Raw genomic sequence first — 18,851 nt, 5'->3', positions numbered from 1 at the left:
GACGGCGGCACGCTGCGGCCGTCGTACGTCACCTGCCGACGTGCCCGGGTTAGTCGATGATCGGCGAGGAGCCGTGTCCAATCAGAGAACATAACGCGAATGCAGAGCCTCCTGCAGCCGATCCGCTCACCCCGGCGCGGCCTTGCCCGAAGATCGCGTCCATAACAGTGCGCGTTGGACCTTCAAAAAAGGCCGTGGCGTGGAACCCAAAGAGAACGAAAGCGGCGAAGAATCGCAGGCTCGTCAAACGGTCGAGGCGGTTCGCCGTATCCCCCAAAGTCATTGGCCCATTCTAAGGGCGGCGCAGTGCCTTACCACCACTCCACCAAGCATGAGGGACTGCCCTATTCATGCGTGACGCTCGCCTCGATGGCATTGTCAGCTATTTCTCGATTGCCTCGACCTGAACGTCGGAGAGGTGCACGCTCCCGTTTCTGATCTTGTCCGCAAGATCGTTCTGGATAGCCACGGCCAAGATGTGGCCGGAGCTCAACGGGTCCTGGGTAATATCCACGGGGGCACGGACATCCGCTTCGCCTTCCGTGTACATCGGGGTAGCAAGAGCTGCCGCCTGGATTTCGGCGGCATCAGCCTTGATGTCGATCACGAGCGAAATTCTGATGTGAGCCATTCCCTACCCCTTTTTAGAGCGTTCCTTGGAACTCCCGACCATACCGCCAGTCCCGGCGGATTGGAACGTAAGGAAAGACCGGTTAAGTGCCGCTGCCCCGTCCAACAAATGGTGTTTCTGAGAAGGCTCCCTGCAACACCACCAAGAGAGACGTAAGGCTGCCGCTCTGCAGGAGTCTCACGTCTCTCCGTAGTGGTCTAGATGTCGGCCAAGAGGCTGTTCGGGTTTTCGATGGCGTCCGCTACGAAGCGGAGGAAGCCGGCGGCGGTGCCGCCGTCGCAGACCCGGTGGTCGAAGGTCAGCGTCAGCTCGGTGACCTTCCGGACGGCCAGCTCGCCGTTCACCACCCACGGCTTGTCCATGATTCGGCCCACGCCCAGGATTGCCACCTCCGGGTGGTTGATGATTGCCGCGGACCCGTCCACGCCGAACACCCCGTAGTTGTTGAGGGTGAACGTGCCGCTGCCCAGTTCGGTGGGCGTGGCCTTGCCCTGGCGTGCGACGTCGGTCAGCCGCCGGATCTCCGCGTCGAGCTCGCGGGCAGTCAGCTTCTGGGCCGCGCGGACCGACGGCACTACGAGGCCCCGGTCGGTCTGGGCGGCGATGCCGAGGTTGATCCCGTCGAACGAGACGATCTCCTGGGATCCGTCTGCCGCGGTTTCGATGCGCGTGTTCAGCTCCGGGTACTTCTTGAGCCCGGCGGTGACAAAGCGCGCGATGAACGCGAGCAGGCCCGGCACCTGGGAGCCGCCCGCCTTGAGCCCTTCGCGAAGCTCAATCAGCGCTGTTGCGTCGACATCCACCCAGACAGTTGCCTCAGGGATTTCGGACCGGCTCCGTGCCATGTTGGCGGCGACTACCTTGCGTACTCCCTTGACAGGCGTCCGGGAGGAGATGGCCAGGCCGGTCCGGGCATCAGCGCCCTGGGTTGCGGTGCTCTGGAAGTCGGCAGGCTCAACCACCGGAGCAGGCTCAACCGCCGGCCTCGGCTCCACAACCGGCGCGGGACTGGTGATGGCCGCCTCCACGTCGCGGCGCATGATGAGGCCGCCTTCGCCGGAGCCGGGGAGTTCGCCGAGGTCCACGCCGTGCTCCCGCGCCATGCGCCGGACCAGCGGGGAGATCACCGCGCCCAGCTTGCCGGGGACCCGGGTGCGCAGGAGCGAAAGGTCCATGTCGGCACCCGCTGCGGGCCCGCCGTCGGCCGCTCCATCCTCCAGGGGAAGGGGGGTGACGCCGGCAGCCGCCGATGACTTGCGTGCCCGCGTCCGCCGCGCAACGCCGTGGCCGCCGGGAGTTCCGTAACCGATCAGGACATTGCCGGAGCCCGCCTTTTCCTCTTCGCGGTACAACTCAGCCTCGGCCTGGGCAGGAGTTTCGGCCGGCTCGTCCAATGAGTCACCAAGTTCGGTCTCAGCAGGCTCAACCACAGGAGCGGCAGGAGCGCCCGCGGGCGTCACCGAGATCAGCGGCTTCCCCACGTCCAGCGTCTCCCCCGGTTGCCCGTGCAGCTCCGCCACGATCCCGGCATACGGCGAAGGCACCTCAACAGTGGACTTCGCCGTCTCCACCTCCGCAATGGGCTGATCAACAGAGATCGAGTCGCCCACCGAAACGTGCCAGGACACCAGTTCGGCTTCGGTGAGGCCTTCGCCCAGGTCCGGCAACAAAAACACGCGAGTTTCACTCATGGTCAGTTCTCCCACTGAAGGTCGTCGACGGCGTCGAGGATGCGGTCCACGCCGGGCAGGTAGTACTTCTCAAGCTTCGGCGCCGGGTACGGGATGTCGAACCCGGTGACGCGGCGGATGGGCGCGGCCAGGTGGTGGAAGCAGCGCTCCTGCACCCGGGCCACGATCTCGGAGGACACGGACGCGAACCCGTGGGCTTCGGCGATCACCACGGCCCGGCCGGTCTTCCGCACGGACTCACAAACAGTGGCATCGTCGAACGGCACAATGGTGCGCACGTCGATGACTTCCAGCGAGCGCCCCTCCAATGCTGCAGCCTCGGCGGCGGCGAGGGCGGTGGGCACGGAGGGCCCGTAGGCGATCAGCGTGGCGTCGGTTCCGGGACGCGCGACGGCGGCACGGCCCTCCGAGGACGTCCCCGCCTGGGCAGCAGCAGAGTGAGCGGAACGGAGCTCGGCCAGGTCCACCAGGTCCTTGGACCAGTAGAGCTTCTTCGGCTCCATAAACACCACGGGGTCATCCGAATCGATGGCCTCGCGGAGCATCCGGTACCCGTCCGCCACCGTGGCCGGGGTGAACACCTTCAGGCCGGCGGTGTGGGCGTAGTAGGACTCGGAGGAATCGCAGTGGTGCTCCACTCCCCCGATGCCGCCGCCGTAGGGAACCCGGATCACCATGGGCAGCTTCACGGCGCCCTTGGTGCGGTTGTGCATCTTGGCCACGTGGCTGATGATCTGCTCGAACGCCGGGTAGGCAAACGCGTCGAACTGCATCTCGATCACCGGGCGCATCCCGTTGATCGCCATGCCCACGGCCATGCCCACAATGCCGGACTCGGCCAGCGGAGTGTCGAAGCAGCGCTGCTCCCCGAAGGTCTTGGTGAGCCCGTCGGTGATGCGGAAGACCCCTCCGAGCGTTCCCACGTCCTCGCCGAACACCAGGACGGAGGAATCGGCGTGCATCGCGTCGGCCAGGGCGGTATTCAAAGCCTTGGCCATGGTGACCGGCTGGGGACCGGCGGCTTCCGCCGAAGCAGCGGCCGAGGCGGCTGCCCGGGCGGTGGCGGCGCTGACGTTGCCGTTGGCCTCGGACGAGGTGGTGATGGTGGGGCTCACTTGCCGGCCTCCTGGGATGCGGATGCTTCGTCGCGGGCGAGTTCGTCGGCGAGCAGGGCGGACTGTTCCTTCAGCTGGGGTGTGGGCGCGGAGAAGACGTGGCGGAAGAGTTCCTGCGGGTCCACCGGCACGTCCTCGCTGAGCCCGTCACGCAGCTGGGCGGCCACTGCTTCGGCATGCTCAACGATCCGCGCCTCACCCGCGGAATCCAGCAGCCCGCGGTCCGTCAGGTAGGTCCGCATCCGGTTGACCGGATCCTTCGCCCGCCACTCCGCAACCTCGCTGTTCTCGCGGTAGCGGGTGTCGTCGTCGGCGTTGGTGTGGGCCTGCATGCGGTAGGTGTTGGCTTCGATGAGCAGGGGGCCGGAGCCTTCCCTGGCCAGTTTCACGGCCCGGTCCAGGACGGCGAGGAGCGCCACGACGTCGTTGCCGTCCACGCGTTCGCCTGCCATGCCGTAGCCCACGGCCTTGTGCGCGAGCGACGGCGCCACGGACTGGTGTGCCAGCGGCACCGAGATGGCGTACTTGTTGTTCTGGACGAAGAAGATGACAGGCAGGTGGAAGACGGCGGCGAAGTTCAGGGCTTCGTGGAAGTCGCCTTCGCTGGTGGCGCCGTCACCGCACATGGCCAGCACCACGGTGTCCTCGCCGCGGAGCTTGGCGGCGTGGGCCACGCCGACGGCGTGCAGCAGCTGGGTGGTCAGCGGCGTGCACTGGATCCCCACTTTGTGCTTGAGGGGGTCGAACCCGCCGTGCCAGTCGCCGCGGAAGATGGTCATCACCTGCACGGGATCAACACCGCGCGTCATCACGGCCACGGCGTCGCGGTAGGTGGGGAACATCCAGTCGCCCTCGGAGAGGCACAGCGCGGCCGCCACCTGGCAGGCTTCCTGGCCGTGGCTGGACGGGTACACGGCCATGCGGCCCTGCCGGACGAGTGCCGAGTTCTGGTCATTGACGCGGCGGCCGACGACGAGCTGCTCGTAGGCGGCCAGCAGTTCGGCATCGCCGGGCAGGGGGTACTCGTGGCCGGGTTCAGTGCCCTGCTCACCTTCGGGCTTGAGCCTGCCGTCCGGGTCCACCATCTCGATCTGGTGCCGGGCCGGGAGCATGTAATCCTCGGCCGTGATGCCAAACTTCTTGGCTGTTTCCGAGAGGGCGTTCCCGGTGGGCGCCTTGCCGGTTTGCTCCGGTGCGGTGTGGTTCGCGGAGATCGTCATCGGTTCCGTCCTTCTGTTGCCACTATTACTCCCCAGTATCCGCCTGCAGCAGGTTTCGTATCCACCACCTTGGTGAATCGTGGAGAAGCTGTTCAGTTCTGCCTAGACTGGAAGACGAATTGTAAGTGTGAGGCAGGTTACTGACAGGGGCCGTGGACAAATTGGCAACCAGGGATGCGTCGACAGAACCCGTCCCGCTGGACGACATTGACCGCAGGATCATTTCAGAGCTCACCCGGGACGGGCGGATGTCCGTCACGCAGGTCGCCGAGAACGTCCATATCTCCCGGGCGCACGCGTACACGCGCATCGGCAGGCTCACGAGCGAGGGGGTGCTGTCCAGGTTCACGGCGCTGGTTGACCCGATCAAGGCGGGGCTCCGATCCTCCGCCTACGTGACGTTGAAGCTGAAGCAGGATGCCTGGCGTGAACTGCGCGACCAGCTCGCAGTGATCCCGGAGGTGCACCACGTGGCCCTGGTGGGCGGCGACTTCGACGTGATCCTGTTGGTCCGGGCCGTGGACAATATTGACCTGCGGCGGGTCATCTTCGACCAGCTGCAGTCCATGCCGGGAGTGCTGGATACGCAGACGTTTCTGGTCTTCGAGGATCTGGATACTCGCTGAACATTGGAGAATTCATCGTGTCGGCATCTTATGGTCAACGATCACATTCCAATGTGCCGGGAATTGCGTTTCCGGTCCAGACGTTCATGGGGTTTGCAGGGACCGTGTATTTAGCGCGAAGTTCGTATCGCCAACCGGCCGCCGGCTTCCTCTCGGACCAAATCGTCAGATTCATGGTGGTGTCGCCTTGGGCCTGAAGCTGGCCGCCGCCGTCGAAGATTCGGATCTCGTAGGAGGTGGCTCTTGGCACCTTGCCGAACGAATTGACGGTAACCACATTGCTCCACCCGAAAATCCCCCACAGCAGGTGGTTGCACTCCATGGTGACGTTGGCCGTGGCAGGGGTAGCGAGGCCGGTGGAAATCAGGGTCGAGGCCTGTTCGGTGTCCGTGAACTTGGCAAAAGCGGGAGACGGGGCGGTGACCAGTGCCAGGATGACGGCCACGCCGGTGGCGAGAGCACGCAGGGTGCTGACGTGGGACACGGTGTCTTCCTTCCTCCTAAGTCTCGCGCGGACTCCTGCCTCTATTTTCACGAACGTTGCCAAAGCTCAAGCTCCAAGAGGATCAAGGCCGGGCAGTTGGCGCTGAGGCACTCAGGCATGCGCCTCTGTGCGGCCACCCATCGTTGGTTCCACCGGGGTTTCCGGATCTTTGCGCCAAATGGAGAACAACATGCCGATGACGAGGACGGCAGGAGCGCCATACATCAGGGTATTCATCACCAGAGGCTGGCGCAGCGTGCGGATGACGGTCCCGAGGTAGGGAACAGTGGCAACGTGCCGGTCCACCGTCCTGCCGTCGAGCGTGGCGATCCAAGGATCCCTGCCATTGTTGGCATCGCCCTTGGTCTGCACCGCAACTTTGCCCTCGGAGGTGGTGTCCATGTCGATGATGCGGTGGGTTTCCACACGATGGTCCTCGACCGGGATGTGGTACGTGATGATGTCGCCGACCTTCACGTCATCCACAGGGACGGGGATCGTCACCACAACATCACCCGGATTGATCAGTGGTGACATGGACCCGGTGAGCATCGTTGAGGTCTGATAACCCATGAGCCGCGGTCCGATTGCCAGAAGCAGGAAGACAGCCACGGCGAGGACGAAAAACGCCGTGGCGAAGCCCTTCAGGATCCGTCGGACAGGCCCCGTGCGCGACTCGGTCTTACGGGCCGCGGCCCGGGCCGGTTTGTGTGCGCTGCTCACGGTGGTTGTCCTCTGTCTTGTTAGGGGCCGGGGCGGTGCCGATTTAGCTACTCGGTAACCGCGGTGCGCTGGGTGCCGGTGAAGCTGAACTTAATGGTGCTCGTCGGGTTGCCCGGAAATTCTGTCTGAAGTGCTGCCGTGGGGAAGCTGGTAGTGATCTTGAGGTGATCAACTCCGCCAGCAGTGAGGGAGGACGGAACTCCATCCAGAGCCGTGCTAGCCGTGCCCGTCGGAATAATTGCCTGCACGGGCACTACGGTCGTGGCGCCCCCTTTGCAGTTGTACGTGCCGGGAGTAGTGCCAGGGGTCCAGGCTGCTGGGCAGCTCTCAATGGTGAGCTTCAGTCCATTCGTCTGGTTTGTGGTGAGCGCCGAGGGGTTGGGAGTCGAGGTGGTCAGCGTGACATTGTTCAGGGCCGAGGTTCCTGAGTTGGTCAGCGTAACGAACTTCGCCACGCTGTCCCCGGGCAGCATGTCCGTGATGGCCGTTTCCAGTGTGTTGGGCGCGCCCTTACCGAGGTCGATCGCCACGCTGCCGGCAGTGACGGCCTGGTCCGCCTGCGTCGTGGAAGTGAAGGCACCGTAGGTTCCCAGACCGGCGACGGCGGCTGCGGTGCCCACCAGTGCAACGGAGGCGAGGATCTTGCCGAACGTGGTCCTCATGCTGATGCCCATGTGACATTGCCTTTCTTGAAGGCCCACCCCCAGCGGGCCGGCCGAAGCTTTGGGTCAGACGCTCCTGGCCTGACTGGAATGGCTATTCCGGTCGTCCCTCAAGGAGCGTCCACACGGCGGGAAGGTGTGTGAGGAAGGAGTTGTTGCAGGGCACGACGGCGACTGCCGGGCTGAATGCAGCCCGGCAGCCGCGTGCCGCCCAGGTTCCCGAACCAGCTAGTGGCGGCCCTTCGCTCGGATGAGTCCTGCCGCCAGGAGGCCTGCCGCGCCGAGTGAAGCCAGCATGCCGCCCAGAGCCACGGCGTAGTCGGTGATTGTCATGTCCTGCTCCCTCCGTACTGCCTAGTACTGCTTGATGGGCACAAGCTATGCCCGGAAGCTTGGGATTTTGTTGAGGAGCGCCCGCACGTCGGGTCACGATTCGGGCACAGCAGAATCGAGGGTCATTCCTCGGAACTGTTATAAGTATCCGAAACAACGACAGGCTCTAGCGGTACCCGTCCACAATCGCAGCAGCAATCTCCTTGTACGCGCGCCGGGTCTCGGGCTTGAGCACGTCCAGGGTCACCAGGTCGCCGTCGGCCACCCCGCGGTCGTGCGGGACGGCGATAAGCTCGCGGCAGATACCCGAAAGGTGTTCCTCGATGGCGTCCTTGTCCACGCGCGAGGACACCTCGGCCTTGTCCGTGATGACCACAATGGCGTTCCGGGCGAGATCCTCATACCTCTGGCTGGCCAGTCAGTGCAGCGTGCTGCGGGCACGCTTGGCACCGCTGACTGCGTATGGTTGTGTCAAGCATTTCTGGCCCCAGTGGGACGGTTACTTGTGGCCCCGGCTGAGCTGAGGGAAACTGGCTTCTACCACTTACCTCAAACTGTCAAGACATAACTCTTCTTGTCATCGCACTGTCATGCGTCCCTCAATGCTTCGTGTGGAGTGACGTAGCTGTGCTTCAGCGTCGTGGTTGCTGGTAATCGCTGCCCGTGGCCGGTGCCTTTCGTGGCCAGTGATAGAGCCGTGTGCGTCCGCGCCTGTGGTCGGTGCTCGAGTGCCAGGTGACCTGGGGATCATAAGCCGCGACGACGAACTTCACCTACGCCGGGCCAACCAACGGACAGCCACGCTCTACCCGAACGGGGTGAAGAACACCACCGTCTACGACAACGCCGGCCGGACCGCCTCGATCACCGCGACGAACACTTCCGCGGCCGTCCTGGCCAAGCGCGACTACTACGCCGGCGGCTACAAAGACGCCGCCACCGGATACACCAAATTCGGCGCCCGCTACTACGCCCCACTCCTCGGCCGCTTCAACCAGCCCGACCCGTCCTGGCAGGAAGCCAACACCTACCTCTACGCTGGAGCTAATTCCGTAAACAACACAGACCCCAGCGGCCTCGCCTATGGGGGCTTCAAGGCTGAAGCCTGTGCTCTTGTCTGCATTACCGTAGGGATCGGTGGGGATGGCGATGTAGAACCGTCTATTGGGTTTGCCGTAGGGCCAGCCATTGGTACTGACCTAAAACTTGGCGGAGGGGTGGGCAGTAACGAAGGAACAAGCGTCGATGTCGGCTGCGGCGCCTCCCTCGGACCCATTGGAGGGTACGTTGAAGGGAGTCTCGGAGTAGGTGGAACCTTTTCCGGGGGAGCAGGAATTCAGGGCGGCCTCAAATTGGGCTGCAGCGCAGGCGTTTCATACACATTTTAGAGTTCATACCCCTAAAACAGGAGCATAAAATCGTGGCTAACCTACCCTTACTGATTGCCGGCATCATCGCTGTTGTAGTAGGTGCACTACTAATTCTCAAGCGCTCTTCATTCAACAAGATAAGTTCCGACGCTCAACGCGCTACATTTGGCCGAGCCGGCGACAAGGTCGCAAACCGTTCAAGTTCTGGAGGGGTAGGGATTGTTGGCGGCGGCTTCGCGGCAATAGGACTGATCATGATTGTGCTGGCGCTGACCGGCGCTAACGTGTAGGTACGTGTATCTTGAATGTGTTTTGGCCCGCCATCGGCATGGGCATTTTGTTCCTATCGCTCGGTTCTTTGATCCTTGCCTTCAGGCACCGCGTACTACGTCTGGTACACAAGCGCTACAGCAATGCTCAAGAGCGTCACCCTGAGATCGAGCCACCTGGACAGTTAGTCCCAGTTCTTCTTGGGTCGGTAATCATAGTGTTTGGTGTTATGGCGATCGGACTAGCATTCATCAGTTGAGAAATTACTCACTAGCGGTAACTGCGAACGACAAGAGGGCGCCTGCGGCGCAGCCAATTCACGCATAATCTCAGGACGATGCCGCCTAGTATTTCGCCACTATCCAGGGTTGCTTGTAGCAGGAAGACTAAACCCTTGCCCTTGGTGTGGGTTGGGTTGTTGGCGGTTCAGCAGCGGCGCTCTACGGATGTGCGGCGCCATATATCAGATAGATCCCGGAGTCCCAACGGGAGTGCCGACATAAATCGCCTATCCAAAAGAGTCGAGCAGTGAAACCGCGGGATCAAACAATTGTCGTACTTGCTGGAGGAGTAATCTTCCTCCTCTTGGGAATTTGGTGGTTGAATCTGCCTGGTCTGCGAAACGGTGGAATCGTATGGCTGTTCAGCGGTGCGCTGTTCCTCATCGGGGGTCTCATACAGCTCAAAAAAAGCCCACGGGAACAGGCTGGGATCAGCCCCGCAGCACAATCCTGTTACGGGAAGGGCTGCCTGCAGAAAGGCATTGTTGGTGCGGTGACAGGCGGACTCGGCTGATGGGTAGGCAAAGCTTGTTTAAAGTAGCCTTGATCAAGGAATCGTCTTGCTTGTACTCGCCACACTGCTCTTAGTCGCGCTAGCTTATGGCGCATTGGCCCTGATTTTTCTTCCTATGTTTCGTGTAAGAGAGCTCGACAAGAAACACGTGCCACGAAAGAACTGGATACTTTCCGGTATTTTGGTGGCAGCAGGGATTTGTCTTGGGCTCCTTGGGATGCCTGCGCTGAGCGCCTAGCCCGGCGGGACCAGGCTCGATGGTGAATAACCGGCTCAAGCAACGGTCAGCTATCGTCGATCTCCGGCAGTCAGAAAGCGATCTGCAAAAGGTTCTGCACGGGCTGGACCGGCCGGCCGGTTACCTCACCTATAGAGGCCAAGACCACGGTCGTTTTCGCCGCGCCCTTGACGGATCAGGTCAGCGATAAGCCAGGTGAAGAGGCCAGGGGAAATGGTGACTTCTAGATGTTGGCTCGGTTGAGGCTGTGGGCGAGTCGATAGGAGTCGGTGCCAGTTTCGATGATGGTGCCGTTGAACGTGAGACGGTCCACGATCGCGGCGCACAAGCGTGGGTCAGTGAAGGTCTTGGTCCAGCCCGAAAACGACTCGTTGCTTGCGATGGCGATGGAATTCTTTTCCTCCCGTTCAGTGAGGACCTGGAAGAGGAGTTCGGCGCCTCGGCGGTCCAGTTCCATGTAACCGAGTTCATCGATGCAGAGCAGGTCCACGCGCCCGTAGCGGGCGATGGTTTTGGCCAGGACTTTCTCGTCCGCGGCTTCGACGAGTTCGTTCACGAGCCGTGTAGCCAGAGTGTATTTGACCCGGTAGCCTTTCTCGGCCGCGACGGTGCCCAGTCCTATGAGCAGGTGGGATTTCCCGGTTCCGGAGTCTCCGATGAGGCATAGGGGTGATCCTTTGCGGATCCAGTCCCCGGTCGCGAGGGTGTGGATCGTGGCGGGGTTGATGTTCGAGTTCGCATCGAAATCGAAATCTCCGAGCCATTTGTCCCGAGGGAATCCTGCAGCCTTCACCCTGCGGATGGAGGAGCGCCGGTCCCGGTCATCGCACTCGGCCAGCAACAGCTCTGCCAGGAACCCCTGGTAGGAGAGTTGTTCTTTCCCCGCAACGGCTAGGCCTCGTCCAGCACTGCCCGAATGGTGGGCAGGCGCAGCCTGCGGCAGGCCTGGTCCACGGCAGCGACCGCGGCCTGCTCTGTCAGGCCGCGCCGCCGGCGCAGGGTCGGGGTGATGCTTGTCCCAGGGGTGGTGGGGCTCATGAGATGTTCTCCTTTGGCGCTGTTTCTGCTGGGTGTTCGCTGCGTTTGGCCAGCAGCTCGTCGTAGACGCCGACCGATGGCAGCGGTCGTGTGTCGGGTGGGAGCCCAGCTATGACCGCGGCGGGTTCCATGAGTCGGCGTTGGGTCAGACTGACAACGCGTTGCACTCTCACGTCTTCCCGAGCACCGCGATGACGGTCCGAGCCGGCCCCACCCGCGGGAATGCTTGAGGCGTGTCTGCGGGCTTCGACGGCGACGACGTCGGCACTGACAGCACCCACCCTCAGTGCCGCGGCGATGCCGGCCTGGATGTCTGCCTCGTCCATGGAGCGGTGGAGCAGGAGAACATCGATGAGTTCCCGCGTGCCGTCCGCGTCGCCGTTTACCCGCCGGGCGGCGGCCCAGAAGGCCTCATGCGCGCTGGTGAAGGCACCCGACTCCCGGGCGCGGGCGAGAGCCGTGGAGCCAGGAAGCGCACCGGGTTTGGTCTTGAGGACCTCCAGGTAGTGATCCAGCTGCACTGATTGCCCACCTTTGGCAACGATCCGCTGATGCCTGGCCACCCCGGAACGGCCGTCAAACATCACAACCTCGGATGCCCGCAAGGACACGCGTACCTTCCGACCGATGAACCGTGCCGGGACGGAGTACTTCACCATCCGCACCGTGACCATCGAAGACCTGTCCACCCTCGGGTTCAGTACCAGACCCGGATCAAAGGATTCTGCCGGCAACGGCGCCAGGAACGGCTGCTCCGCGGTGAGGTCCTGGCCGATGGTACGGATCCTGTCATTGATCCGCCGTGCATCGTCCTGGGCTTCCCAGCCCCGGATCCGGTCGTTGAGCTTATCCAGCGACTCAGCGACAGGCATCGGGGAGAGCCGGTTACGGCGGAACCAGCCGACCTCCCCTTCGACCCCACCTTTCTCATGAGCCCCCGAAATGCCCGGCTGGCAATAGAACGGGTCGAAGCCGTAGTGCGATCTGAACAACACCCACCGGTCGTTCTCTTGGCGCTGCCGACCCTGCCCAAACACGACCGCGGTTACCGCGCTGGTGAGGTTGTCATAACGGATGTGTTTTGTCGGGATGCCTCCCAGGACCTGGAAGGCTTCGATGTGGCCTTCCAGAAAAGCTTCCTGGGCCTGCGTCGGGTAAATCCGGTGAATCGCCTTGCCCGAGTGGGAGAGCCGGAAGACGAACATGTGGCACTTTGTCTTGACACCGTTCAGCACGACCCAGAGTTCACCGAAGTCCACTTCGGCCTCGGCGCCCGGGGCATGTTCCTGCGGGACGAACACCTCCACCCGGCGGCCGGCTTCCACATCGATCTGGGCCCGGCGGAGCCGCACGTAGTCCCGCACGGTCGAATACGAGAGTTCCTCCGCACCGTGTTCCTCAATGAGCCGGGCCAGGATCCTGCGGGCGGTATGGCGCTGCTTCCGCGGCGCGGTCGTGTCCTCGATCAGCATCGCGTCGATCGCGGCCTTGAACGGCTCCAGCCGCCAGGCAACACCTTGTCTGGGTTTACGTTCAGGTGGGGACGCGGATTCCAGAGCCTGCCGCACCGTCCTTCGGTGAACCCTATGTTTGGCCGCAAGTGCGCGGACTGAGAGACCCTCGACCCGGGCATCCCTTCGAATCAGCGCGAACAACTCCACTCTCGACTCCATCCAGACCAGCCTCCGCCGCATCCATCCACTGATGAATCCAACGTTGAAGGCGGGGCCACATATAACCGTCACAAGCTGCCCGGCGAGTCACGAAGTGGGGCCAGGAATAACCGTCCTACCGGGGCCATCCAAACCTGTCATAGCCATGCGTAGCCGGCGGCGATCACCAGGTCGTCGGAAGACTGGAGAATCCTGCTCATGGCGTTGTGGGTGTGACCAGTGCCGGAGTCGGTATGGCAAGGAATAGTGGGCGCTTGGAGCTTGTCGGGCGAAGCGAACTGGAACGTCAATGCGCTCTACCTAGTCGTGAGGTGCAACGGCGTGCTAGATGTGTCTATGCCGGCTTGGCGGTAGCTAGCGCTTGCGTCCTGCACCGGCCCGCATCCTAAGTGCTGCGACACCCGTCCTCACCATCCCCGCAGGAAAGACGGGCGTCAAAATCTCCGGCCGCCAGTACGCCGTCGGAACGAGTCAGTTCCGTGGCGAAGGCGTTATGAAGGCGTGAGCTAGCGAGTGATCTTGTCGCGCAGGATCCGGGCTGCTTTTCGGATCCTGCGCGGATCACTCAACACGCGCTTCGCAAGTCCGGCCGTACTCCTCGCCTGCGCCAGCCGGAGACTGATCTCATTTACGGGTGCAGCTGACCGATCGATGCTGAAATACTTCAGTGCATTGGGCTTTACCCGCACACCCTTGACGGCGTTCGCCATGTTCTTAGCGTGCACCATCTGGACCCACATCGGATGCGCGGCAATCTGCCGGATTGGTCCGTGGTTGCGGAGCATGTCGTGCCCGTCTACATGGACGGTCTTCGGTAGGTCCTCGCCGCGCTTTTCCACGAATGAGATGAAGGGACTCGACGGGTCGGTCCAACGGAATAGGGCGCCGTCCTCGCTTAGTTGTAGCCCGCTGCTGAAGTTGATGAACTCGCCGTCCTGCGGGGCGAACTCCTGCTGGATCCGCTCGATGAAGTCCCGCGCCACAGCGTCGTCATTGTCCGTGCGGGTTGTGATTACGTAGCGGGCGGTGGAACGGGATGCGACGGCTTCGGCAATCAGTTCGGTTGAGAGCCCGCCATCTATCCAAATGGGTTCGAAAACTCCGGCGGATAACCGATCAATCTCCTGCTGGAACCACTCGTCACGCTCAGCGTCGAAGAAGACCAGCCACTTGAAGTTGCTGCTGGTTTGCGCCAACACAGATCGGTGGCAGAGAGCCTCAAAGAAACCAAGGCGATGACGCAGCCATTCATCACCAGCACGCTCCGGACCCTGCCGCGCATTGAACCTAGTCAGCAGAAAGTGGTCAAAGTCCATCCGAATCCCCCATTGATTTATGTCTTCTATCGCTGCTCTTGGGCCAACTCCGCTAATGCAAAGAGTCGGCGCTCCATATAGTTAGCAGCGTTGTTCCCAAAGTTTGGCACCGTATGTCTGCGATCTCGGCGGCGATCATTTCCCGCCGAGACGCAGCAAGCTCCGCCGGCGTCGCCCTATCGTATTATCCATGACCACATCATAGACATCACGAAGCTTGCTTCGGCCAAGGCCAAACTTTGAGGACCAAGGAACCCACGAGCATCGCCGCCAGACAGATCAGCAATCCCCAAGCTGAGACTGTTTGTTGCAGCTCGGGGAACTTGTAGTAGATCCAAACTGTTATCGCCGTAGTGTCTACCGCAATAACTGCGGCGACCACCATCAACAGGAACCTGTTCACTGGGTCAGCAATTCCTTGAGAGCTACTTCGTACTCGCCCGCGATCACCGGAGGTTCAAGCTCAGCGGGGTGGCATTGGCACCCCACGCGTCGTCCCGCGCTTCTTTCGAGCGGGCATATCCAATAGACAGGTCGAGCATGCGTTCTTCAAGAGTCATGATGAAATCATATCCGCGGAACGCGAGTCCCTTCCCGAGGACAACGACGGCGACGGCTGCGGCCGCTACCTGTGAGAATGGCAAGCTACGCTTAAGCCAACCACTTCCGAGGGCGGCGCTGTCGACCGAACTCTCTGTACTGGCTCACAGTTCGAGGCTAGCCGATCTGAAGACTCTCATTTTATGTTCTTCAGCCACGCAGTCCCCTTGGACTCGCGTACGGCAGTCACTCAGCGGAGATGAGCTGGCTGCGGGCATCCACACTTTGAGCACCAGCCACGTCAGGAGACGTCATGGGACACAAGTGTAGGCGGGAACCGTGGACTACAACCCATACACGACATGGCGTCATCTAGCTCGAGCTACATGACGAGGTCGCATCTCAGTTTCGCTCGCGCCGATACGTCGTTTCGTCACCCGATCACGTAATTGTAGGGCCGGAAGCTCGACATACTTGCGACTGAGAGTGGCGAGAAGAAGGGACACCGGCAGTACCAACGCCGCGGTCAGCCAAGGTCCAAGACTCATGCTCTGCGCAAAGTAAAACAGCGGGAAGTGCCAAAGATACAGTGAGTAGCTGATTACGCCTACAAATGTCAGCGGACGGATGGATAGGCTTGCGGCCAGCGCACCAGAGCGCTCTGACATGAGGCCGACGAGCAGCGGCAGCGTAACGAGGATGATTACTGGGGCCAGGATGGCCATGGGCAGCACATGAACACTGTTGAGGATGATGGCACCAACCCCACCAGCGGCGGCACACCAAGGCAGCCAAGCAGGGACGCTCCTCACGCCCCCTGTGCTCATAGCCAGGGCTACGGCGCATCCAGCCGCTAGTCCGCCCATCCGAGCCACAGGGTTGAGCGTGGCCGTGCCGCTTCCCGTGGCGAGGACGAACAAACCAAGGCACCCGACAACCACCAATGCGGTAAGCGCAAGCAGCACGGTGCGCGAGATGCGGAGTCGGGCGGCAATGATAAGCAGTACCGGCCAGATCAGGTAGAACTGCTCTTCCTGCGCTAACGACCACGTGTGTTTCAGTGGCCCGAGATCAAGATGCAGAAACACTGTTCCGAAATTCGTGGTGTATGTCCCAGCCGCAACTATCGCAATCCAGCTAGGCCCGACGATCGGAGTCGATGCGGCCACGGCTAGGATCACGACCAATAGGGCCGGGAAGAGTCGGAACAACCGGCGAACGTAGAAATCGATGAGGGAAATACGGCCATGACGGTCGATATCTTTCAGGAGGATGGCCGTGATGAGATAGCCGCTGAGAACAAAAAAGATGTCCACGCCGACGGACCCAGCGTCCCACCCTCCGTACGCGTGATGAACGAGTACCAAAAGAATTGCGATACCCCGCAGCCCGTCGAGAGCGGGCACATAGCCAAGGCTGGATTTCTTACGCTGCTGATCCATCGTTCCCCCAATTGAGCCGTACAAGATCCGATTCTAACGGCTAGTTTCGACCGGGTAGGTGCCCCAAGCCGGTCAGGTACTACCTGCCTTAAAGAGCTCAACCAGCAGTTGGCTTTTCACGTAAAACTGCCGTCTACGGACCGGTTATCACCTTGGCCGTGGTTTGCGCACATCCCAACCATCGCTATTACCGGACCCACGCGCAGAGGCTACAAAATGCCGTCGCCCACGGCAAGGGGGGGCACTTCCCGGCGACAGGCTTTAGCGGTACCCGTCCACGATCGCCGCGGCGATCTCCTTGTACGCCCGACGCGTCTCGGGCTTCAGCACGTCCAGGGTGACCAGGTCACCATCGGCCACCCCACGGTCGTGCGGAACGGCGATGAGCTCGCGGCAGATGCCCGAAAGGTGTTCCTCGATGGCATCCTTGTCCACCCGGGATGACACCTCGTCCTTGTCGGTGATGACCACGATGGCGTTCCGGGCCAGGTCCTCATAGCCGTGGCTCGCCAGCCAGTGCAGGGTGCTGCGGGCCCGTTTGGCTCCGCTCACTGCATAACCCGCGGCGATCACGAGGTTGTCCGCAGACTGCAGAATCCCGCTCATGGCGTTGTGGGTGACGCCGGTGCCGCAGTCGGTCAGGGCCACGGAGTAGTACGCAGCGATGAGCTTGCGGATCCGCAGATACTCCTCGGCGGTCAGTGAGTCTGATACCTCCGGGTCCTGCTCCCCTGCAATGAGGTGCAGCCGACCGGCATGGTGCATGTAGCGGGCAAGGGCGGTAAGCGAATCCACTGCCTCAATGTTGCGCAGCAGGTCCGTGATGGCGCGGGGGCTTGACTGCTGGTAAATCCCCTCCCCCAGCGCGCGCTCCACGAGGTCACCGGAGTCCGGGTTAGCGTCGATGGCGCACGGCGCGTCACCGCGGTACTCGGCCAGGGTCAGGCCCACACCCACGGTGGTGGAGGTCTTGCCAATGCCGCCCTTGAGGCTAAGTACTGCGGTGTTGTAACTGCCCTGCAGCTGCCGCGAGATGCGGCGGCCGAGTTCTTCTTCCTGGCGCTGCTTCTGTCCTGGGCCCATGTTCCAGGCCCCGCCGGTCATCTTGAAGATCGCCCCGCGGGCACCGCCCACCGGCCGCGGCTTCTGTTCCTTTACGAACAAGCCCGGCGAGCTAATGAAGTCCGGCATCGGCTTGTCGGCGATGGTGTCCGCAACCGTGGGCCTAGCCCGCCGGAAAGCAGGGGTTTCGGAAGGAGCGTCCGACGGCCCCGGCTCAGTACCCGGAGAAGCAGCACCATGAATGGAGGTGATGGTACCCGTCCCCTCGGGCTGCGCAGATGCCGGCGCCCGGGTGGGCGCGGGGACGGACGCGGCGGGCTTTGCCCCGTCCGCTGCGGCAGCTGCCTCCGCCCAAGAGGTCCGGCGCGTGATCGGCCTACCGGCGTCGGGCTGAGTAGTGGTCGGTGTTACAGCTGGCATGGTTCCTGTCCGGGCATCCGTCAGCTCGCCGTCGGCGTGACGACTGTCACGGCGTCGGCGCAGCTCAGGCTGCCCTGCATCCTCTGCATGGGCGCGTGCGTTCTGATCCGCCGGATCGGGCATGTGTGTCCCCCAGGACGTTCGGCAAACTGTTGTGCAGCACTGGTTTAGAAAGTAAGTCTAGGGGCTTTGCCAGATATACCTGTTCAGACGCGTGTGAGGGCAGCGCCCACCACAGCTGCGGTGAGAACCAGGAGGACTACCAGGACGGTGTAGGCCTGCCATTTGGGACGGGCTTTATGGGGATTGATGTCGACGTAAGGCATGGCTAGCGGCGGTTTCCTCGTGGTGCTTCGGGAGCGGTGACCCGGATGGCTCGGCGCTTGAGCCGGAGCATCTGGTGCAGGACAGCGAAGGGAACCAGCAGGGTGCCCAGCAGCGCACTCAGCGCAAAGGCGTACTCGGATATAGCCACAACAGCCTCCATTGGTCAGATGATCCCCATTCCTCCCGACCTAACCACGTGACAGCTGCAATGACAAGTCGCGTCAACAGCAGGCCCGCCGCTGCGAAGACTATGCGCGCAAAGCCATCAGTACCACGGCCACCGTCGAGACGGCCAAAGCGCTGAGCAGAAAATAGGAAAGTAACCTTATGTTCCGCTGCCTTAGCTCCCGCCGCGAGTATCTCGCGTGGAAAGTGCCGCCGTATCTACCCATGCCGCGATGCTACAAAACAGACCCTCAAGGTTTGATCAAGTCCCCTTAATTGTTACGAAATCAAGGGAAGGCCCTCGGGGACCGGCGCCTCCAGCAAGGTCACGAGGATCATGGCTCCACTTATTAAGGCCGCCACCTTTGGCACCAGTCACGATCTAGATGTGGAGCATGGCCCGTCTATACATGGGCCGCGCGGCTGGCCTGCAACAATAGGAGTGAACGGCCATGTGCCACTGTTTGCGACCAAAACAATGGAAGGCAGCGCCAGTCCTCTGGTTCTATGAACTTGCCCCCTTCGTTATTCCCCACGTGTCGTCGTTGGCGTCCATCTTCACCCGGACCATGGATGCGTGCACCGCGTGGGAGAGCCAGGCGGTACACATGCCGCGTTGTAAGCAGATACTGCCGGTACAGCTCCTGTGCAACACAGCATCTCGCGCCTACCCTTGCTCCCAACAGCAGAGTCGCCGGGAGGATAACGAC

General features: G+C 62.1%; 16 protein-coding genes and 2 pseudogenes. 3 read left to right on the top strand and 15 right to left on the bottom strand.

Features of this window, described 5'->3' with window-relative positions; translation table 11 throughout:
- Positions 1-49 precede the first annotated feature (49 nt).
- From AC50X7_RS12765 to pdhA, 5 genes are all read right to left on the bottom strand, one after another.
- A complete protein-coding gene (locus AC50X7_RS12765; protein ID WP_494979335.1) occupies positions 50-283 on the bottom strand; it encodes a hypothetical protein in 234 nt (77 codons plus the stop codon).
- A gap of 99 nt (positions 284-382) precedes the next feature.
- Entirely contained in the window at positions 383-631 is a 249-nt protein-coding gene (locus tag AC50X7_RS12760) for a hypothetical protein (RefSeq protein ID WP_494979334.1), read from the bottom strand.
- A gap of 197 nt (positions 632-828) precedes the next feature.
- Positions 829-2,322: a dihydrolipoamide acetyltransferase family protein gene (locus AC50X7_RS12755; protein WP_494979333.1), complete on the bottom strand. Its 1,494-nt coding sequence runs from the start codon at positions 2,320-2,322 to the stop codon at positions 829-831.
- Positions 2,323-2,324: 2 nt separating this feature from the next.
- On the bottom strand, positions 2,325-3,437 hold the full coding sequence (locus AC50X7_RS12750) for an alpha-ketoacid dehydrogenase subunit beta (RefSeq protein ID WP_494979332.1): 1,113 nt from the start codon (positions 3,435-3,437) through the stop codon (positions 2,325-2,327).
- Complete coding sequence (pdhA, locus tag AC50X7_RS12745) at positions 3,434-4,657, bottom strand: pyruvate dehydrogenase (acetyl-transferring) E1 component subunit alpha (protein WP_494979331.1); 1,224 nt, start codon at positions 4,655-4,657, stop codon at positions 3,434-3,436. Before pdhA ends, AC50X7_RS12750 begins: the two co-directional genes overlap by 4 nt.
- 161 nt (positions 4,658-4,818) lie before the next feature.
- Here pdhA and AC50X7_RS12740 point away from each other — a divergent pair, with 161 nt between their 5' ends.
- Positions 4,819-5,283 (top strand): Lrp/AsnC family transcriptional regulator, encoded by a 465-nt coding sequence (locus tag AC50X7_RS12740; protein ID WP_104044939.1) that lies wholly within the window; start codon positions 4,819-4,821, stop codon positions 5,281-5,283.
- Between the two features lie 34 nt (positions 5,284-5,317).
- Here the strand turns inward: AC50X7_RS12740 and AC50X7_RS12735 are convergent, their stop codons facing one another.
- The 4 genes and pseudogenes from AC50X7_RS12735 to AC50X7_RS12720 all read right to left on the bottom strand — a co-directional run.
- Positions 5,318-5,767, bottom strand: coding sequence for a hypothetical protein (locus AC50X7_RS12735; protein WP_494979330.1), 450 nt, complete (start codon positions 5,765-5,767; stop codon positions 5,318-5,320).
- A gap of 111 nt (positions 5,768-5,878) precedes the next feature.
- Positions 5,879-6,490, bottom strand: a complete 612-nt coding sequence (locus AC50X7_RS12730) for a signal peptidase I (protein ID WP_494979329.1) — start codon at positions 6,488-6,490, stop codon at positions 5,879-5,881.
- 47 nt (positions 6,491-6,537) lie between these two features.
- On the bottom strand, positions 6,538-7,164 hold the full coding sequence (locus AC50X7_RS12725) for a TasA family protein (protein ID WP_494979328.1): 627 nt from the start codon (positions 7,162-7,164) through the stop codon (positions 6,538-6,540).
- Positions 7,165-7,651: 487 nt separating this feature from the next.
- Positions 7,652-7,948 (bottom strand): annotated as a pseudogene (locus AC50X7_RS12720) (MinD/ParA family ATP-binding protein); the annotation flags it as partial.
- A gap of 355 nt (positions 7,949-8,303) precedes the next feature.
- On the opposite strand from AC50X7_RS12720, the gene AC50X7_RS12715 reads away from it, so the two are divergent.
- Together AC50X7_RS12715 and AC50X7_RS12710 are read left to right on the top strand one after the other, a co-directional pair.
- Positions 8,304-8,873 carry an RHS repeat-associated core domain-containing protein gene (locus tag AC50X7_RS12715; protein WP_494979327.1) on the top strand — a complete coding sequence of 190 codons (570 nt, stop codon included), beginning with the start codon at positions 8,304-8,306 and terminating at the stop codon, positions 8,871-8,873.
- A gap of 32 nt (positions 8,874-8,905) precedes the next feature.
- Positions 8,906-9,145: a hypothetical protein gene (locus tag AC50X7_RS12710; protein ID WP_494979326.1), complete on the top strand. Its 240-nt coding sequence runs from the start codon at positions 8,906-8,908 to the stop codon at positions 9,143-9,145.
- Between the two features lie 1,236 nt (positions 9,146-10,381).
- On the opposite strand, the pseudogene istB reads toward AC50X7_RS12710, so the two are convergent.
- The 6 genes and pseudogenes from istB to AC50X7_RS12680 form a co-directional block, all read right to left on the bottom strand.
- A pseudogene (gene istB, locus AC50X7_RS12705) lies at positions 10,382-11,196 on the bottom strand (IS21-like element helper ATPase IstB).
- Complete coding sequence (istA, locus tag AC50X7_RS12700) at positions 11,193-12,869, bottom strand: IS21 family transposase (protein WP_494979325.1); 1,677 nt, start codon at positions 12,867-12,869, stop codon at positions 11,193-11,195. The pseudogene istB and the gene istA overlap by 4 nt, the downstream one beginning before the upstream one ends.
- 506 nt (positions 12,870-13,375) lie before the next feature.
- A complete protein-coding gene (locus AC50X7_RS12695) occupies positions 13,376-14,185 on the bottom strand; it encodes a glycosyltransferase (RefSeq protein ID WP_494979324.1) in 810 nt (269 codons plus the stop codon).
- 908 nt (positions 14,186-15,093) lie between these two features.
- A complete protein-coding gene (locus tag AC50X7_RS12690; protein ID WP_494979323.1) occupies positions 15,094-16,191 on the bottom strand; it encodes an acyltransferase family protein in 1,098 nt (365 codons plus the stop codon).
- A gap of 237 nt (positions 16,192-16,428) precedes the next feature.
- Positions 16,429-17,649, bottom strand: coding sequence for a MinD/ParA family ATP-binding protein (locus AC50X7_RS12685; protein WP_494979322.1), 1,221 nt, complete (start codon positions 17,647-17,649; stop codon positions 16,429-16,431).
- Between the two features lie 328 nt (positions 17,650-17,977).
- Positions 17,978-18,124: a hypothetical protein gene (locus AC50X7_RS12680; RefSeq protein ID WP_494979321.1), complete on the bottom strand. Its 147-nt coding sequence runs from the start codon at positions 18,122-18,124 to the stop codon at positions 17,978-17,980.
- Between the last annotated feature and the right edge of the window lie 727 nt (positions 18,125-18,851).

The organism is Pseudarthrobacter sp. Hb11, assembly GCF_059383655.1.
Note: the sequence above shows the minus strand (reverse complement) of the source record. Positions and strands in the feature narration are given on the sequence as shown.